A 15,817-nucleotide genomic window follows, 5' to 3' on the forward strand; every position below is an offset into this window, starting at 1 on the left:
TCCCAGGATCGGTAAAGAACCCCGTGCTCAAACGCCTCTCGCCGCGTGCCCGCAAGGTGCTGCGCTACTCCATCACCGCTGTCGTGCTGGTCGTCGTCGGCGTGTTCTTCGCGCAGGCCCTGATCGCCAACTGGGGCGAGGTCCAGGCCGCGAACCTCGGCTTCGACCCCCGCATGATCGTCGCGACCCTCCTGTTCGCGCTCGCAGTGCCGCTGTCGGGCATCCTCTGGGGCCGCATGGTCAACCGCCTGAGCGACGGACCGCGTGCGGGGATCGCCGAGTCGATCGCGGTCCACTGCGCGTCGTGGCTGCTGAAGTACGTGCCCGGCCAGGTCGGATCGCTCGTGAACAAGGTGGTGTGGGGTCAGCGCAAGGGTCTCAGCCGCACGCTCATCGCGATCACGTTCGTCTACGAGAACGTCTTCCTCGTGATCGCGGCGACCGTCCCGAGCGTCGTGATCCTCGCCCTCGCCCTCGGGCTTGAGGTATTCGGCGACAACCTCGGCACGCTCGCGCTGCCGCTCATCGCGCTCGTCCCGCTGCTGCTGATCTCGAATCGCCGGGTGTTCCGCTTCATGCTCGCGCCGCTCGTGAAGCGGGTGCTCAAGCAGGAGCTTCCTGACAGCTACTTCCTCTCCAGCCCCGCGACGCTGGCCTACCAGCTCGGGTACGTCGTCCCGCGGCTCATGAACGGCGTTGGCTTCGTGTTCGTGGTCGTCTCGATCGTCGATGTCGATCCGTCGGCCTGGCTGCCGCTCGCCGCGGCGTACATGCTCGCGGGTGCGGCGGGCCTGCTTGCGGTCTTCGTGCCCAGCGGGCTGGGAGTGCGCGAGGCGGTGATCGTGCTGTTCGCCAGTCAGTACATGTCGCTCGGCGCGGCGATCCTCACCTCGCTTCTCGCCCGCCTGCTGAGCACCCTCGGCGACGGGATCGTCGCTCTGATCTATGCGGGGCTGCGGTTCTCGCTGCCCCGCGCCCCCCAGGAGGCCGTCTCATGACCACGACCCCGCACGTCGCCATCATCGGGTCCGCCCTCTCGGGCAACAAGGGCGCGTCCGCGATGCTCGAGAGCTCGATCCAGACGCTCGGCGAACGCCTTCCGGGGGTGCGTTTCACGCTCTTCTCGATGTACCCGACGGAGGACCGTCGTCAGAACCGGTACGAGAACCTCGACATCGTCGCGGCCACACCGCGCAAGCTCGGCGTGACGATCAACACCCTCGCGCTGCTCTACCGGATCCTGCCGCCGCTGCGCGGACTCATCCGCCGTCGGTCGGCCGCGATCCGTGCGCTCACGTCGAGCCAGGTGCTGCTCGACCAGGGCGGAATCACGTTCACCGATGGCCGTGAGAAGTTCCTGCTCTACAACGTCGCCTCGATCCTGCCCGCGATCAACACCAAGACACCGGTCTTCAAGTGCGCCCAGGCGGTCGGCCCGTTCCGAAACCCCATCAACCGGACCGCCGCGAAGGTCTACCTGCCGAAGGCTCAGACCCTCGTCACGCGCGGCCGGATCACGCACGAGTACGCCGAGGGTCTCGGTCTCACGAACCTCTACGCGGGCGCGGACTACGCCTTCTCGCTCGAGCTCGACGGAACGGAGGAGCAGACGGCGGCTGCCGCCTTCGACCTCGGCTTCTTCGATGACGGGGTGGTTGTGGGGCTCTCGCCGAGTGTCGTGCTCCAGAAGAAGGTCGACGCTCGCGGAGGCGACTACGCGGGCCAGATGGTCGCGTTCATCGACGCGATGACCGCGTCGGGTCGCAAGGTGCTCCTCGTGCCGCACAGCGTGCGCACGGGCACCGACAAGACCCACAACAATGACCTGCCGCTGTGCCGCGAGATCTTCTCGCGGGCCGCCCAGCCCGAGAAGGTGCTGTTCCTCGATCGCGAGCTCGACTCCCAGGTTCTCCGCTACCTGATCGGACGCTGCGACTACTTCGTCGCAAGCCGGTTCCACGCGATGGTGTCGTCTCTCGCGATGGCGGTGCCGACCCTCGTGATCGGCTGGAGCCACAAGTACGAAGAGGTGCTCGAGATGTTCGGCGCTTCCGAGTGGGCCTTCGGGCACGACAAGCTCGAAACGGCGTACCTGCTCGAGAGGTTCGAGGCACTCGCCGCGCAGGGCGACGCGGTGCGGGCGCAGCTGCAGAGCAAGCTGCCCGAGGTGAAGGCGCGATCGCTCGCGCAGGCCGATCTCATCGCGGATGTCGTCCGCGGCCGGCTCGCCGCAGGCTAGAGCGGTCCGCGGTCGTTCCGGCGACGTCCCCGTAGCTCCCACGCGAGACGCACGGCGAGCCCGGCACGGATCACGGCGCGGATGGGCGCGAGCCACCACTCGGGGTGTTTCCGCGCCATGTAGCGGTAGGCGCTGTCGTGGTGGGCGCGCAGCGTCAGCCCCGGGCTCTTACGAGCGGTCGTCGCGCCGACATGAACGACGCGCGCCGTCGGCACGTACAGGTTGGTCCAGCCGGCCTCGCCGAGTCGGCGACCGAGGTCGACATCCTCGAAGTACATGAAATACGACTCGTCGAATCCGTCCAGCTGGCGGAACGCCTCACCGCGGACAAGCACGCACGAGCCGCTCAGCCATCCCACGGTGGTCTGTTCGCCGCGAGCCACGACATCGTCCTGACGGTAGCGGGCCGTCCAGGGATTGCCGCGCCAGACGTTCGCGAAGAGCGCGTGCCCGACTCCCGTCCGGAACGAGGGGAGTGCGCGTGCCGACGGGTACGGCGTGCCGTCCTCACCGACGATGAGGGGCCCTGCGGCTCCGACCTCCGGCAGCTCCGCCGCCGCGGCGATCAGTCGGTCGACGCTGCCGGGGTCGAGCACGCAGTCCGGGTTGACGACGAGGATCCAATCCGCCTCCGGTGCGACGGCCGCGACGGCCGCGTTCACCGCTCCTCCGTAGCCGAGATTCGCGCCGTTCTCGTGCACGATCACCCGGGGGAACCGCTCACGGATCTCGGCGACGCTGCCGTCCGTCGAGCCGTTGTCGGAGACGATGACCGTCGCGGACAGGGTCGTCGCGCTGTCCAGCGAGCGGAGAAGCCCCGGCAGTACATCGCCGGATGAGTACGAGACGGTCACGATGGCGAGGCGCGGATCGGCGGTGCTCATGCGGCTCCCACTGCCTGCCGATACCCGGAGGCGTGCGCCTCGGCCGACGCGGACCAGGTGAACTCGGCGGCTCGCGCGATCGCCCGGCGGGCGAGTTCCTTCCGCTCGTCCGGATCGCCGAGCAGGCGTTCCAGGGCCGACGAGATCGCGTCGGCGTCGGGCTCCGTGTAGGCCACCGCATCGCCGCCCACCTCGGGGAGCGCGAGCGCGCGCGTGGTGAGCACCGCGGCGCCGCTCGCCATCGCCTCGAGCACCGGCAGGCCGAATCCCTCGCCGAGGCTCGGATACGCGACGACCTCGGCCCCGCCGAGGAAGCCCGGCAGCAGGTCGGCGTCCAGGTAGCCACCCAGCCGCACGTCGATCCCGGACGGCAAGCGCTCGATCACGGATGCCGTCTCCGTGTCCCACCCCGGGGCGCCGCCGATGACGAGCGGCGGCAGCGGCATCCGTTCGGCGAGCGCGGCGTACCCGCGCACGAGTGCGGCGACGTTCTTGCGGGGTTCGACGGTGCCGAGGAAGGCGATCCAGCCATCCGGCACGGAGAGCGTCGTGGCGACGCGGGCGACCTCGTCGGCGGTCGGGGGCCGGAAGCGCCCGCCGTCCACTCCGTGGTGCGCGACCACCACGGGTGCGTCGACACGTGTCGAGCGGGCGAGCTCCTCCGCGGTGGCGTGGCTCGGCACCACGATCGCGCGTGCGCGTCGCGAGGAGATGCGGGTCCACGTGCGGAAGAAGGTGCGCTTGACCCGTGTGTGCAGCTCGGGGTGCGAGAAGAACGTCGCGTCGTGGACGGTCACGACGACCGGGATCCTCGTGGCGATCGGCATCGTGTAGTGCGGTGCGTGGATCACGTCGACGCGCTCCCGCGCGGCGAGGCGCGGCAGTCCCGTCTGCTCCCAGAGCAGGCGCTTCAGGCGCGACCCGCTGCTGACCGGGGTCACCACACGCGCCGAGGGGGAGGCCTCCCGGAACCATGCCGCGTCGCGCTCCTGCGCCGCGACCACGATCTGCGTGTCGGCTCGTGCCGCGAGCGCCGGGACCAGGTGCTCCAGGTAGCGGCCCACGCCGCCGAGGTCCGGGGGCATCGACGTCGCATCGACGAGGACGCGCAGCGGACGGTGGTCGGAACTCATCGCCGAGCGGCGATTTCCCGCTCGGCGATCCGCAGGTCGTGCTCCACCATCGCGCGGACCATCTGGTCGAAGCCCGTGGTGGGCTCCCAGCCGAGATCGCGGCGGATGCGGCTGGCGTCTCCGCACATGCGGGGTGTTTCGACCGGGCGCACGAAACGGGGGTCGGTGCGCACGCGACCCTCCCAATCGTCGATGCCGGCAGCGCGGAACGCGGCCTCCACGAAATCGCGGACGGAGTGCGTCGTGCCGGTTGCCACGATGTAGTCGCCGGGGTGATCGGCGCCAGCGATCCGCGCGATCGCGTCGACGTAGTCGGGTGCCCAGCCCCAGTCGCGTTCGGCGTCGAGCGCGCCGAGCTCGAGCGTGTCCTGCAGGCCGAGTGAGATGCGGGCGGCGGCACGGGTGATCTTGCGCGTCACGAACGTCTCGGGGCGTCGGAGCGACTCGTGGTTGTAGAGGATTGCGCTCGACGCGTGGAGGCCGCGCATCCGGTACACGCCGACGAGGTGATGTGCGTACGCCTTCGCTGCACCGTACGGGGAGACGGGTCGAAGCGGAGTGTCCTCGGTCTGCGGGCTCTCGGCCGCGTGTCCGAAGATCTCGGAGCTCGAGGCCTGTACGAACCGCACCGCTGCTCCCTCGTCGTGGAGCCGCCAGCACGCGTCGAGCAGGGTGGCGACCGATGCCCCCGTGACGAGAGCCGTCAGCTCGGGCTGAGCCCACGAGGTCGCGACCGAGCTGATGCCGCCCAAGTTCACGACGAGATCCGGCCGGATCGACTCCACGAGGTGCCGCAGGCCGTCCGCGTCGCGCAGGTCTCCGGAGTGCGCGACCGCGCCCTCCGCGAGAGGCTCTTCTCCCGTCGTGTCGTCGCGCACGACGGCGTGCACCTCGGCACCCTCGGCGAGGAGTCGCTCCGCCAGGTAGGAGCCATCCTGACCGGTCGCACCGGTCATCAGGGCCACGGTCACGGGATCGCTCCTAGCGGATGAGGGCCTTCTGCTCGGCCAGGTCGCTCTCCACCATCATGGTGACGAGCTCCTCGAACGAGACCTTCGGCTCCCAGCCGAGCACGGTCTTCGCCTTCGTCGGGTCGCCGATGAGCAGGTCGACCTCGGCGGGACGCATGAAACGCGGGTCCTGCTCGACGTGGCGACGCCAGTCCTCGATCCCGGCGGCGCCGAAGGCCACCTCGAGGAGACGCTCGATGGAGTGGGTCTCGCCGGTGGCGACGACGTAGTCGTCGCCCTGGTCCTGCTGCAGCATGCGCCACATCGCCTCGACGTAGTCGCCGGCAAAGCCCCAGTCGCGCTTCGCGTCGAGGTTGCCGAGGGTCACGGTGTCCTGCAGACCGAGCTTGATGCGCGCGACCGCCTGTGACACCTTGCGGGTGACGAACTCGGGTCCGCGGCGCGGAGACTCGTGGTTGAAGAGGATGCCGCTCGAGGCATGCATGCCGTAGGACTCGCGATAGTTGATCGTCATGTAGTGGCCGAAGACCTTCGCGACGCCGTACGGCGACCGCGGCCACAGCAGCGTCGACTCGCGCTGCGGCACTTCCTGCACCTTGCCGAACATCTCGGAGCTGGAGGCCTGGTAGAAGCGCACCTTGTCGAGGTTGTCGCCCGCGTAGAGGCGGGTCGCCTCGAGCATGTTGAGCACACCCTTGCCCGTCACGTCGCTCGTGAGGCTCGCGTTCTCCCAGGAGTAGGCGACGAAGGAGATCGCACCGAGGTTGTAGACCTCGTCCGGCTGCGCGACGGCGAACGCGCGCACCAGGCTCGACAGGTCGGTGAGGTCGCCGGTCAGGATCGTGGCGTCCGGCACGGTCTCCTGCACGAGGGCGATCTTGGGGTTGTTCTGACCGCGCACGAGACCGAAGACCTCGTAGCCCTTGGACAGCAGCAGCTCCGACAGGTAGAGGCCGTCCTGGCCCGTGATTCCCGTGATGAGAGCGCGTGGCATGTGAGTCCTTATGTCGTCGAGGGTTGAAGCGGGTCGGGGCGAGGCCTCGCGAGCCCGGGACAGTCTAGCGTCTCCGAACAGGGGCTCCCTGGGGCATGCGTCGGCGTCCAGGTAGGGTTTTCGGCATGCCGTCAGCGTCAGGGGGGTTCCCCACGTCCCGCGTCGCCGCCGTCCTCGTGGCAGCCCCGCTCGGAGTCGTCGTCGTCGCCGCGGCCTTCCTCTCGGCCGGCGTGGCGACAGCGGCGGGCAACGTGTTCACGCCGTGGCTCACGCTCCCGGTCGCCATCGTGCTAGCCGTGCTGGGGCTTCTCGCGCTGCCCCGCAACCGCCCCACGTCGTGGGCTCCGGTGCTGGGGGCGATCGCGGCCCTCGTCGTGGCGGTGGTCTGGGTACTCGCCCAGATCGCCTTCCCGACCGAGTTCGTGCGCCCCACCCGCGATCCCGGTCTCTACACGATCGCGGGGACCTGGCTCGCCCAGCACGGCGGGCCGTCGATCGACGTCTCGTCGGCGCTCGCGACGATCTCGGGCCATGACGGGTTCACGGGTGCGCTCGGTGGCTTCGTCTACGAGTCGCCCGATCAGGCCGTCCACCTCCAGGGCGGAGACGGCGCGCCGTCGATCGTCGCCTATGGTGTGTGGCTCGGCGGCACCGAGGTCGCGATCCGCATGAACCTCATCGTCGGAGGGGTCGCGCTCCTCGCCGTGTACGAGCTCTCCCGGCGCCTCATTCGCAACCCGGCGTTCGCGCTCGTGCCGGTGGTGCTGCTCGGCGCCTCCATGCCGTTCATCTACCTGTCGCGCGCTCCGTATACCGAGATCGCCACGACCGCGTTCTTCGCCGCCGGCGCCGCGGTCCTGATCCGTGCGCTCCGGAGCGGGCGCCGACTCGATCTCATCCTCGCGGGCGCGCTCAGCGGCGTGGGGTGCATGACGCGCATCGACACCGCCCTGCCCTTCGCCATGCTCATCGTCGGATTCGGTCTCCTGGCGCTCGGGTTCGCGAGTCCCCCTCCGGGAATCAGACTGAGCCGCGCCTTCCTCTACTTCGCCGTTCCCGGATGGGTGCTGGGGCTCGTCGGAGTCGTCGACGTCCTCACCAACTACCGCCGCTACGTGTCCGACCTGTCGAAGAACGTGTACCCGCTGTGGGCGGTCACTGTGCTCATCACGGTCGTCGTGCTCGTCCTGGTGCTCGTTCACGATCGGCGCGGGGGTATTCGATTCAGCCCCCGTGCCGCCCGCGGCTGGTGGATCGGCGCATCGATCGCCGCCGTCGGCCTGCTCGTCTTCTGGCTCAGCCGACCGGCCTGGCTGATCTCGCACCTCACGGTCAAGGAGGGGTACCAGCGTCACGTCGTCGCCCTCCAGAATGCGGCCGGTGTCGCGGTGGACGAGACGCGCAGCTATGACGAGTACTCGCTCTGGTGGTTCGCGTGGTACTTCGGCTGGCCGCTGCTCATCGGCGTCGCCGTGGGGCTGGTGCTCTTCGCCCGGCGGATCTTCCTCGATCGCGACTCGGGCGCGCTCATGTTCATCACCCTGACGCTCGGCACCGGGCTGCTCTACATCACCCGCATCGCCATCGCGCCCGACCAGCTGTGGGCGTACCGCCGCGTGATGCCCGTGATCACGCCCGGTTTCCTCATCCTCGCCGCCGCGGCCCTCGCGGCCCTCTGGGCCTGGAAGCGCGGCCGATGGTGGGGCAAGGTCGCGGCGGCGGTCGGAGTGGTCGTCCTCCTGGCGGGCGTCCGGATCTCGTGGACCCTGCCCCTCTACAACGACATCGAGTTCTCGGGACAGCTGACCGAGCTGGAGCAGATCTGCGACCGGGTCGAGGGGCACGACCTCGTGGTGACGACGGGCGCCTCAGGCGGGGTGGGCCTCAGCATCCGCGCGTTCTGCGGTGCGGACGTCGCGGCCCTGACGATCGAGGACGATCCCGTGGCAGCTCAGCAGGCGCTCGCGGGGCTCGTCGCGGACGGCGTCGACGTCGTGGTCGTCACGGAGCACCCGGATCGCCTCGTGGGCGGCGAGGAGTTGGGGGAGGCTGACATCGTGGAACCGATCCTCAGGTGGGACAACGTGCTCTTCGGGGCCCCTGAGCGCGCGGGCATCTCTCCGCGGAGCACCTGGGTTGCGGGCGTCTCGACGGACGGGTCGCTCGTGCCCGCTGCTGACCGATGAGAACGTCCGTGCGCACCGTCGGCGTGGCCCTCCTGGCGCACGCGCCGATGGGATCGGTGATCATCTGCGCCGCGTTGATCGCCTCCGGTGTGGTCACCGCGACTGCCGGATCCTTCGTCCCCTGGCTCACGCTGCCCCTCGCGGCGGTCCTCACAGCCCTGGGATTCATGCTTCTGCCGAGGGGCGAGGTCGTGACGCGCGGGCGGCTCGTGGCGAACGCAGCCGCGCTCGTCGCCGTCGTGGCCTGGGTGGCGGTCCAGTGGGCCTTTCCCACCGAGTACATGAGGCCGGCCCGTGATCAGGGCATCTACATCGTCATGGGGCAGTGGCTCTCCGAGCACGGTGTGCCCGTGATCGATGTCTCGGATGCGGCGCGCATGGTCGGCGGCGATCCTGCGTTCAGCATCGACCTCGGCGCTTTTCACGCCCATGACTTCGACCTCGACGTGCACATGCAGGGAGGCGATGCGGCGCCATCGGTATACGCCTTCGGTGCATGGCTCGCCGGAGTGGATGGCGGGCTGCGCGCCAACATCGTGCTCGCCGGTGTGGCGCTGCTCGCCGTGTACGAGCTCTCGCGGCGCATCATCCGCGCCCCGATGTTGTCGCTTCTCCCGCCGGCGCTGCTCGGTCTCGCGCTCCCGCTGACCTTCTTCGCCCGCGCCCCCTACACCGAGATCGCGACGCTGACGTTCTTCGCCGCCGCGGCCGCGTTGCTCATCGACGGCCTGAGACATGGGGGCCGTCGCACGTTCGCGCTGGCAGGCGCGCTCGCCGGGATCGGCGGGATGACCCGTGTTGACACCCCGATGGCGCTCGCCGCGCTCTTCGCATGCTTCCTCTTCGGTGTCCTCGGGTTCGCATCCGCGCCCCCTCGCACCGGATGGGGCCGAGCCTTCGCCGCGTTCGCGGGACCCGCCCTCCTGTTCGCGGGCCTCGGCGTGCTCGACCTCTATGTCAACTACCGCGCCTATCTCGACTCGCTGCAAGGCAACCTGATCCCGTTGTGGATCCTCGCCGCAGGCGTGATCGTGCTCACCGCTGTGCTGGTGGCCCTCCTCGGTCGCCACCGTCCGCCGGGCCGCGTCGTCATCTCCGACCGTGCGATCCGGAGGTGGACGACCGTCATCACGATCGCCGTCGTCGCGATCTTCGTGTTCTGGGCGAGCCGTCCGTTCTGGCTCGAGTACAACCGCACCCACAAGACGCCGTACATGGCGCATATCTCGCGTTTGCAGGCGGATGCGGGTGTCCCGGACGACCCGACCCGCAGCTACGACGAGTACTCGTTGTGGTGGTTCGCGTGGTACATCGGATGGCCGGCTGTGGCATTGATCGTCGCGGGGTTCGTGCTGCTGATCCGTCGCGCGCTGTTGCATCGAGACCCGGGATCTCTGGCCTTCGTCGTCCTCACCTTCGGCGTCGCGCTGCTGTACCTCAACCTCGTGGCGATCTCTCCCGATCAGCCGTGGGGCTTCCGGAGGATGCTCCCGGTGATCTTCCCGGGATTCCTGATCGCCGTGGGGTACGTGATCGCGCGCCTCTGGGACCGCGACGGACCCCGCCTGACCCTTCGGCGCATCGGCGCAGGAGTGGCCCTCGTCGCCACGGTGGTGGGGATCGGCAGCGTCTGGCGGCCGTCCCTGTTCATGACGGTGAGCCGAGGCGGCGTCCTTGCCGAGACGCAGCAGATCTGTGAGCAGTTGCGGGACGCGGATCTCGTCGTCGCTCACGTGTCACGCAACGCCGAGGCGACGTTCCGCGTGTTCTGCGACGTCCCGGTCGTCAAGTTCACCGAGCCCGAGCCCGAGGCCCGCCAGGCCGCACTCGCGCGTCTCGTCGGTCAGGGTCTCGACGTCGTCGTCATCTCGGAGTTCCCCACGCGGCTCGTGTGGCAGACCGAGGAGCCCGATCCCACGCTCACCACGCGTTACACGGACTGGAAGGACAATCTGCTGGGTCCGCCCTCCTATCCGTTCACGCGCACGCGTTCGACATGGATCGGTGTCCCGGACTCGAATGGCGTCGTCGTTCCGGTGGGGTGATGCTGCCCGAGCGGTGCGCTCCAGCGGCGCGGGGGCTGGCATTCTCGGGTGACCCACGTACTCTGTCGGGGTGGGTGGAATCAGTCGAGTCGGGGGACGAGTGCGTCGGGAGCCGGTGTCGCGCCGTTGGATACGGGGCGTCGCGGCGGGGGCCGCTGCGGTCCTTGCGGCCGGTGTTCTGACCGCCACACCCGCCCTGACAGCCGAGGCGGCGGTCGCATCGAACTTCGATCCGGGGTTCATCATCAGCGACCAGGTGATGTACGACTCCACCTCGATGACCTCGAGTCAGGTCGATGCGTTCATCGACACCAAGGGCGCGTCCTGCCGCCCCACCAGCTCGATCGACTGCCTGAAGGACGTCTCCATCAACTACGCCGCACGGGCGGCGACCTCCTTCTGCAGTTCGCTCGCCGCAGGCTCCGGTCGTACGGCGGGGCAAACGATCGTCGCGGTCGCGAAGGCGTGCGACATCAACCCGCAGGTGCTGGTGGTGCTCATCGAGAAGGAGCAGTCGCTCGTCACGCGCACGACCCCGACGTCCTACGCCTACAAGTACGCGACCGGGTACGCCTGCCCCGACACCTCCGGCTGCAACGACGAGAAGGCCGGATTCGTGGTCCAGCTCTACTCGGCCGCCTCCCAGTTCCAGCGCTACGCAGCGAACCCGTCGGGGTACAACTACCGGATCGGCAAGAACCGGATCCTCTACCACCCGAATACCGCGTGCGGGTCGAGCGAGGTCTACATCCAGAACCAGGCGACCGCGTCGCTCTACAACTACACGCCGTACCAGCCCAACCGCGCCGCCCTCTCGAACCTCTACGGCACCGGCGACTCGTGCTCCTCCTACGGCAACCGCAATTTCTGGCGGATCTTCACGGACTGGTTCGGGGCGTCGGCGAGCGTGCTGCGGAACGGATCCTTCGAATCAGGTGACGTCTCCTGGAGCTATTCCGGGACGATGGACCGGCAGAAGATCACGACCTCCAGCGCTGTCGGGGGAAGCGCCGTGATGCGCATCAAGGCGCGCTCGTCGGGGGCGTCCATCAGCCAGACCGTCGCGTCGTCCGTTGCCCTCGGCGACAGCTTCGACGGCAGCATCTCCATCCGCACGGTGGGTTCGAGCGCCAGCGCGAAGGTGCGTGTGGTCGTCTGGGGGCTGGGCGGCTCCAACGAGAACGGCAAGACGACGATCGATGTCGGATCCGAGTGGAGCCAGGTGAACGCGAACCTGCTGGTGTCGAAGTCGAGGCACACGCAGCTGCGGTTCCAGATCTACGTCGAGACGCCCGGGGTGCTGCTCGAGCTCGACGAAGCGCGGCTGTTCGCCGTCGCGCCGGTAGCGCTGCGCGACGCGGTGAAGCTGAAGTCGCCGTCCTTCGAAAGCGGATTCGGAAACTGGACGCCGGGCCACGGTTTCATCAACCGGATCATCTACACGAAGGCGGGCGCGGCGGTGACCGGCTCGTCGTTCCTCGCCACCAACACGACCGTTCTCGGGCGGTCGATGTCGCAGACGGTTTCGCGCGATGTGTCGCTGAGCGACTCCTACACGGCAACGGTCTGGGTGCGCGCATCGACTTCGAAGCCTTTCACCGGATCGCTCGCGCTGTGGGCGCTCGGGTCGAGCTCCCAATCCGCATCCACCCCGTTCACGGTCTCGAACGAGTGGACCCCGGTCTCCGTGACGCTGCCGGTGAAGAAGGACGGAAACACGCGCCTCAAGATCGAGATCTATCTGAGGACGACGGGTGTGACCCTCTACGTCGACGACGCGTCGATTCAGTCCAACATCGCAGAGAACCCGTCGCTCGAGAGCGGGGTGCTCCCCTGGGAGATCGGGGAGAGCGGCACCAACCTCGTCGACTACGCGTCCGGATCAGGGCAGTACGTGGCGGTCGATGGACGCAGGCTGGGCGCCACCAACGTCGCTGCGGAAGGGGGCTCGGTGCGTCTCGACGCCGAGCGGGTCCTGCGGGCGGGGGAGACGTACACCGCGACGCTCTGGGTCCGCTCCGCGACGGTCGGGCGAACCGCGGATATCTCTCTCCGGCTGACGGCGCGCGGGGGCGCGGAAGAGGTGAGCGCCTCGACGGACGGGGTTGCCGGAGACGACTGGACGCTGATCAAGGTCCGCCTCAAGGTAACCCGATCGGATGCGACGTCGCTGCGTCTCCAGCTCGTTCAACAGACCACGGGGCGCACAATTCTCTTCGATGGAGCGCAGATATACTGAATCTCTTTCCGCGCCGTGGGTCGGCGCGTCGAGTCCGGAGGTGTGATGTCGGGATCCGGCGTGTCGACGGAGGCCGTCGACCGCGCAGCGATCGACGACTGGCTCCGCGAGCGTGAGTCCGTCTCCGCGCGCGGCGGTGGTCGCCCGTCGTTCGCGGGCGCTCTCCGGTCGAGGGCAGGCGCCTTCGGCCGTATCGCCCGCGACGAGGGGTGGGGTGTCGCGGTGCGCACGGCTGTCGACGCCGTCGTCACACGGATCGGATCCCGCGCATGACGGGTGCGGACGCATCCGCCTCCCATCGGGCTCTGCTCGACCGGCTGAATGAGGTTGCGCCGGAACTCGTCGCGGATGCGAGGCGTCAGAGCGCTGTGGGCGACGTCGCTCTGCTCGCGCGTGAGGTCCTGACAGCCGTTCGGGATGGTGGAGAACTCGCGGGCTACTGGCTGGCGTATGTCGCGTTCGCGGCGGCCTTCCCCACCGAGCCTCAGCTCGACGGATTCCGGCGCGCGATCCACCTGGCGAGCGAGAGCGATCTCGTGACCGATGCGCTCGCGTCGATCGAGATCGCACATCGCACCCACCGCCGTTCCACCCGCACGATCCGCATCCTGCGGGACGAGATCCTTGTCGACGTCGGGTTCTCGGCCACGCACGTGCACAACACCGGCATTCAGCGCGTCGTTCGCTCAGTGCTGCCCCGATGGAGTGCGGCGGGCCACCCGTTCACGCTGCTGGCGTGGACGGCCGACGACGCCGGATACCGCGAGCCGAACGGCGTGGAGCAGGCGCGCGTCCTGTCGTGGGGCGCGGACGGCGGGGCCCACACGGCAGACAGCCCCGACGATGCGCTTCTGGTCCCGTGGCGCAGTCGGATCTTCCTGCCCGAGGTGCCCCAGTACGAGCAGTGCCGACTCCTCGCGTGTGTGGCGGCGTCGGGCGCGGCCGACATCGACCTGATCGGGTACGACGTGATTCCGATCACGAGCGCCGACACGGTGATGGCCGCCGAGTCGGAGAGATTCGCGATCTACCTCGACGTCGTCAAGCGATCGCGCGCCGTCCACGCCATCAGCGACACCGTCCGCGACGAGTTCGCGGGCTTCGTGGGGGCGCTCTCCGCGCAGGGCTTGCCCGGGCCCGTCGTGAATGGCGTCTCTCTCGCAGTGGACGTCCCCGCCGCGGCGCGTGCAGTGGCCGCCGCATCGGTGGGCACCGCCGAGCTCCCCACGATGGTGTGCCTCGGAAGCCACGAGCCCCGCAAGAACCAGGAGGCTGTACTCTTCGCCGCCGAGAGGCTGCATCGCGAGGGGCGTCGGTTCCGCCTGGTCTTCGTCGGCGGGGGCAGCCGACGCGCCTACGCAGGCTTCGACCGTCGGCTCGCGCTGCTGCGTTCGCGGGGGATGAACGTGGAGTCGGCCCGGCGGATGGGCGACGACGAGTTGTGGGCGCTCATCGGATCGAGCCGCTTCAGCGTCTTCGTCTCGCTTCACGAGGGTTTCGGGCTACCGGTCGCGGAGTCGCTCGCTCTCGGCATCCCGGTCCTCACGAGTTCGCACGGGAGCATGCACGAGATCGCCGGGCACGGAGGATGCGTGGAGGTCGATCCCCGCGACGACGAGGCGATCCTCGACGGCATGCGCGCGCTCCTCACCGACGACGCGTTGCACGAGCGCCTCGCCTCGGAGGCGGCCGCGATCGCGCCACGCACGTGGGACGACTACGCGCGGCTGCTCTGGGACGGCGTGTCGGAGGGGAGGCGACGATGAACCGCGTGGATGCGGCACTCGCCGCCATCGCCGCAGCCGTTTCGGGCGAGCAGGGTCCGGCGCCGCGGTCCGAGCTGATCGGTCGACTCGAGCGGATCCTCGATCCCGCAGATCTCTCCTCGTCGTATCTCGTCCTCGGAATGCTGCGCGCCCGGATCCCCTCCCCGACGGATGTCGTCTCCTTCGGGCGGCGTTGGGCTCTCGACGGACTCTCGACGGCGGTGAAGCCGGAGCTGCGCGCGGCACGGCGAGGTCCGCTGCCGCGGATCGAGAGCAGGCTCCTGGTCGACGTCTCCGATACGTCGCGGAGCCCGTACACGACGGGGATCCAGCGCGTGGCACGGGAGAGCATCGCCCGCTGGGAGCGCAGCACCGAGATCGTGCCGGTCCGATTCGACCGTGGGCGAGGAGTGCTCCGCACCGTCGCGGACGACCAGGTCGTCCTGCCGTTCCGTTCGCGCTTCGTGCTGCCCGAGATCGCCGTCGAGCGCGAGAGGTCGCGGTCGATCGCGTCGATCGCCCGGTTCTCGGCGTCGCGCACGATGGCGATCGGCTTCGACTGCATCCCGATGACCACGGCGGAGACCTGCGGACCCGGCATGCCGGGGGAGTTCGCGCACTACCTCTCGACCCTCGCGCACTTCGACACGGTCGCGCCGATCTCGACCGTCTCCGGTGACGAGTTCCGCGGATGGCGACGCATGCTGGTCGGCGCCGGCCTCGCGGGCCCCGAGATCGTCGATGTGGCGCTGCCCTTCGCGGTGGGAGAGCCTGCCGACCTCGATGTGCGCCGCGAACTCGCGCTTGCCGCCGACGAACCTCTCGTCGTCGTGGTCGGCAGCCACGAGCCCCGCAAGAACCACCTGCGCCTGCTCGAGGCGTGCGAGCTGGTCTGGCGTCGCGGCCGTCGATTCACCCTCGTGATGGTCGGCGGCAACGCCTGGAGCACCGAGCGCTTCGTCGCATTGCGGGATCGCCTCCGCTCCGCCGGGAGGGCCATCGTGACCCGCAGCACGGCGACCGACGACGAGGTGTGGGGGCTGTATCGCGCGGCGAGCGTCACGGCGTTCGTGTCGCTCAACGAGGGTTTCGGGCTTCCGCTGGCTGAATCGCTCGCCGCGGGCGTGCCGGCCGTGACCTCGGACTTCGGGAGCATGGCGGATCTCGGCGGCGGCCGCGGCGCGGTGCTCGTCGATCCCCGCTCGCCCGATCAGATCGCCGACGCGCTCGACGCGGTGCTGTCGGATCCGGAGTATCGGGCGGAACTCGCCGGAGCGACGCAGCTCCCCTCGCGCTCGTGGGACGACTATGCCGACGACCTTCTGACCCTCGTGCCCTCGGCCCCAGCGACCGCGTGATC

Annotated in this window: 12 protein-coding genes; 8 read left to right on the top strand and 4 right to left on the bottom strand. The window is 69.2% G+C overall.

Features of this window, described 5'->3' with window-relative positions:
- Positions 1-23 precede the first annotated feature (23 nt).
- Both FVQ89_RS13415 and FVQ89_RS13420 read left to right on the top strand, forming a co-directional pair.
- Positions 24-998 (top strand): lysylphosphatidylglycerol synthase domain-containing protein, encoded by a 975-nt coding sequence (locus tag FVQ89_RS13415; protein ID WP_187265044.1) that lies wholly within the window; start codon positions 24-26, stop codon positions 996-998.
- Positions 995-2,239, top strand: a complete 1,245-nt coding sequence (locus tag FVQ89_RS13420) for a polysaccharide pyruvyl transferase family protein (RefSeq protein WP_147902501.1) — start codon at positions 995-997, stop codon at positions 2,237-2,239. The genes FVQ89_RS13415 and FVQ89_RS13420 overlap by 4 nt, the downstream gene beginning before the upstream one ends.
- Here FVQ89_RS13420 and FVQ89_RS13425 read toward each other — a convergent pair.
- The 4 genes from FVQ89_RS13425 to FVQ89_RS13440 are packed head-to-tail and all read right to left on the bottom strand — an operon-like array spanning position 2,236 to position 6,221.
- Complete coding sequence (locus FVQ89_RS13425; protein ID WP_147902502.1) at positions 2,236-3,123, bottom strand: glycosyltransferase family 2 protein; 888 nt, start codon at positions 3,121-3,123, stop codon at positions 2,236-2,238. The two genes, FVQ89_RS13420 and FVQ89_RS13425, sit on opposite strands and share 4 nt — an antisense overlap.
- On the bottom strand, positions 3,120-4,256 hold the full coding sequence (locus FVQ89_RS13430) for a glycosyltransferase family 1 protein (protein ID WP_147902503.1): 1,137 nt from the start codon (positions 4,254-4,256) through the stop codon (positions 3,120-3,122). Before FVQ89_RS13430 ends, FVQ89_RS13425 begins: the two co-directional genes overlap by 4 nt.
- Complete coding sequence (locus FVQ89_RS13435; protein ID WP_222706102.1) at positions 4,253-5,227, bottom strand: GDP-mannose 4,6-dehydratase; 975 nt, start codon at positions 5,225-5,227, stop codon at positions 4,253-4,255. Before FVQ89_RS13435 ends, FVQ89_RS13430 begins: the two co-directional genes overlap by 4 nt.
- 10 nt (positions 5,228-5,237) lie before the next feature.
- Positions 5,238-6,221: a GDP-mannose 4,6-dehydratase gene (locus tag FVQ89_RS13440; protein ID WP_147902504.1), complete on the bottom strand. Its 984-nt coding sequence runs from the start codon at positions 6,219-6,221 to the stop codon at positions 5,238-5,240.
- A gap of 125 nt (positions 6,222-6,346) precedes the next feature.
- Between FVQ89_RS13440 and FVQ89_RS13445 the strand changes: the two genes are divergently transcribed.
- The 6 genes from FVQ89_RS13445 to FVQ89_RS13470 all read left to right on the top strand — a co-directional run bounded on the left by FVQ89_RS13445 (position 6,347) and on the right by FVQ89_RS13470 (position 15,815).
- Entirely contained in the window at positions 6,347-8,407 is a 2,061-nt protein-coding gene (locus FVQ89_RS13445; RefSeq protein WP_187265045.1) for a glycosyltransferase family 39 protein, read from the top strand.
- 8 nt (positions 8,408-8,415) lie between these two features.
- On the top strand, positions 8,416-10,452 hold the full coding sequence (locus FVQ89_RS14485) for a hypothetical protein (protein WP_187265046.1): 2,037 nt from the start codon (positions 8,416-8,418) through the stop codon (positions 10,450-10,452).
- Positions 10,453-10,522: 70 nt separating this feature from the next.
- A complete protein-coding gene (locus FVQ89_RS13455) occupies positions 10,523-12,691 on the top strand; it encodes a carbohydrate binding domain-containing protein (RefSeq protein ID WP_147902506.1) in 2,169 nt (722 codons plus the stop codon).
- A 45-nt stretch (positions 12,692-12,736) separates the two neighbouring features.
- A complete protein-coding gene (locus tag FVQ89_RS13460; RefSeq protein ID WP_147902507.1) occupies positions 12,737-12,964 on the top strand; it encodes a hypothetical protein in 228 nt (75 codons plus the stop codon).
- A complete protein-coding gene (locus FVQ89_RS13465) occupies positions 12,961-14,457 on the top strand; it encodes a glycosyltransferase (protein WP_147902508.1) in 1,497 nt (498 codons plus the stop codon). Before FVQ89_RS13460 ends, FVQ89_RS13465 begins: the two co-directional genes overlap by 4 nt.
- Complete coding sequence (locus FVQ89_RS13470) at positions 14,454-15,815, top strand: glycosyltransferase (protein ID WP_187265047.1); 1,362 nt, start codon at positions 14,454-14,456, stop codon at positions 15,813-15,815. The genes FVQ89_RS13465 and FVQ89_RS13470 overlap by 4 nt, the downstream gene beginning before the upstream one ends.
- Positions 15,816-15,817 lie beyond the last annotated feature (2 nt).

The organism is Homoserinibacter sp. GY 40078 (assembly GCF_008017545.1).
Lineage (GTDB): Bacteria > Actinomycetota > Actinomycetes > Actinomycetales > Microbacteriaceae > Homoserinibacter.

Bases quoted from the DNA above. Each gene is read 5' to 3' on its own strand.
- FVQ89_RS13430 (WP_147902503.1), bottom strand. From the start codon at position 4,256: ATGAGTTCCGACCACCGTCCGCTGCGCGTCCTCGTCGATGCGACGTCG.
- FVQ89_RS13420 (WP_147902501.1), top strand. From the start codon at position 995: ATGACCACGACCCCGCACGTCGCCATCATCGGGTCCGCCCTCTCGGGC.
- FVQ89_RS13440 (WP_147902504.1), bottom strand. From the start codon at position 6,221: ATGCCACGCGCTCTCATCACGGGAATCACGGGCCAGGACGGCCTCTAC.
- FVQ89_RS13470 (WP_187265047.1), top strand. From the start codon at position 14,454: ATGAACCGCGTGGATGCGGCACTCGCCGCCATCGCCGCAGCCGTTTCG.
- FVQ89_RS13445 (WP_187265045.1), top strand. From the start codon at position 6,347: ATGCCGTCAGCGTCAGGGGGGTTCCCCACGTCCCGCGTCGCCGCCGTC.
- FVQ89_RS13425 (WP_147902502.1), bottom strand. From the start codon at position 3,123: ATGAGCACCGCCGATCCGCGCCTCGCCATCGTGACCGTCTCGTACTCA.
- FVQ89_RS13465 (WP_147902508.1), top strand. From the start codon at position 12,961: ATGACGGGTGCGGACGCATCCGCCTCCCATCGGGCTCTGCTCGACCGG.
- FVQ89_RS13460 (WP_147902507.1), top strand. From the start codon at position 12,737: ATGTCGGGATCCGGCGTGTCGACGGAGGCCGTCGACCGCGCAGCGATC.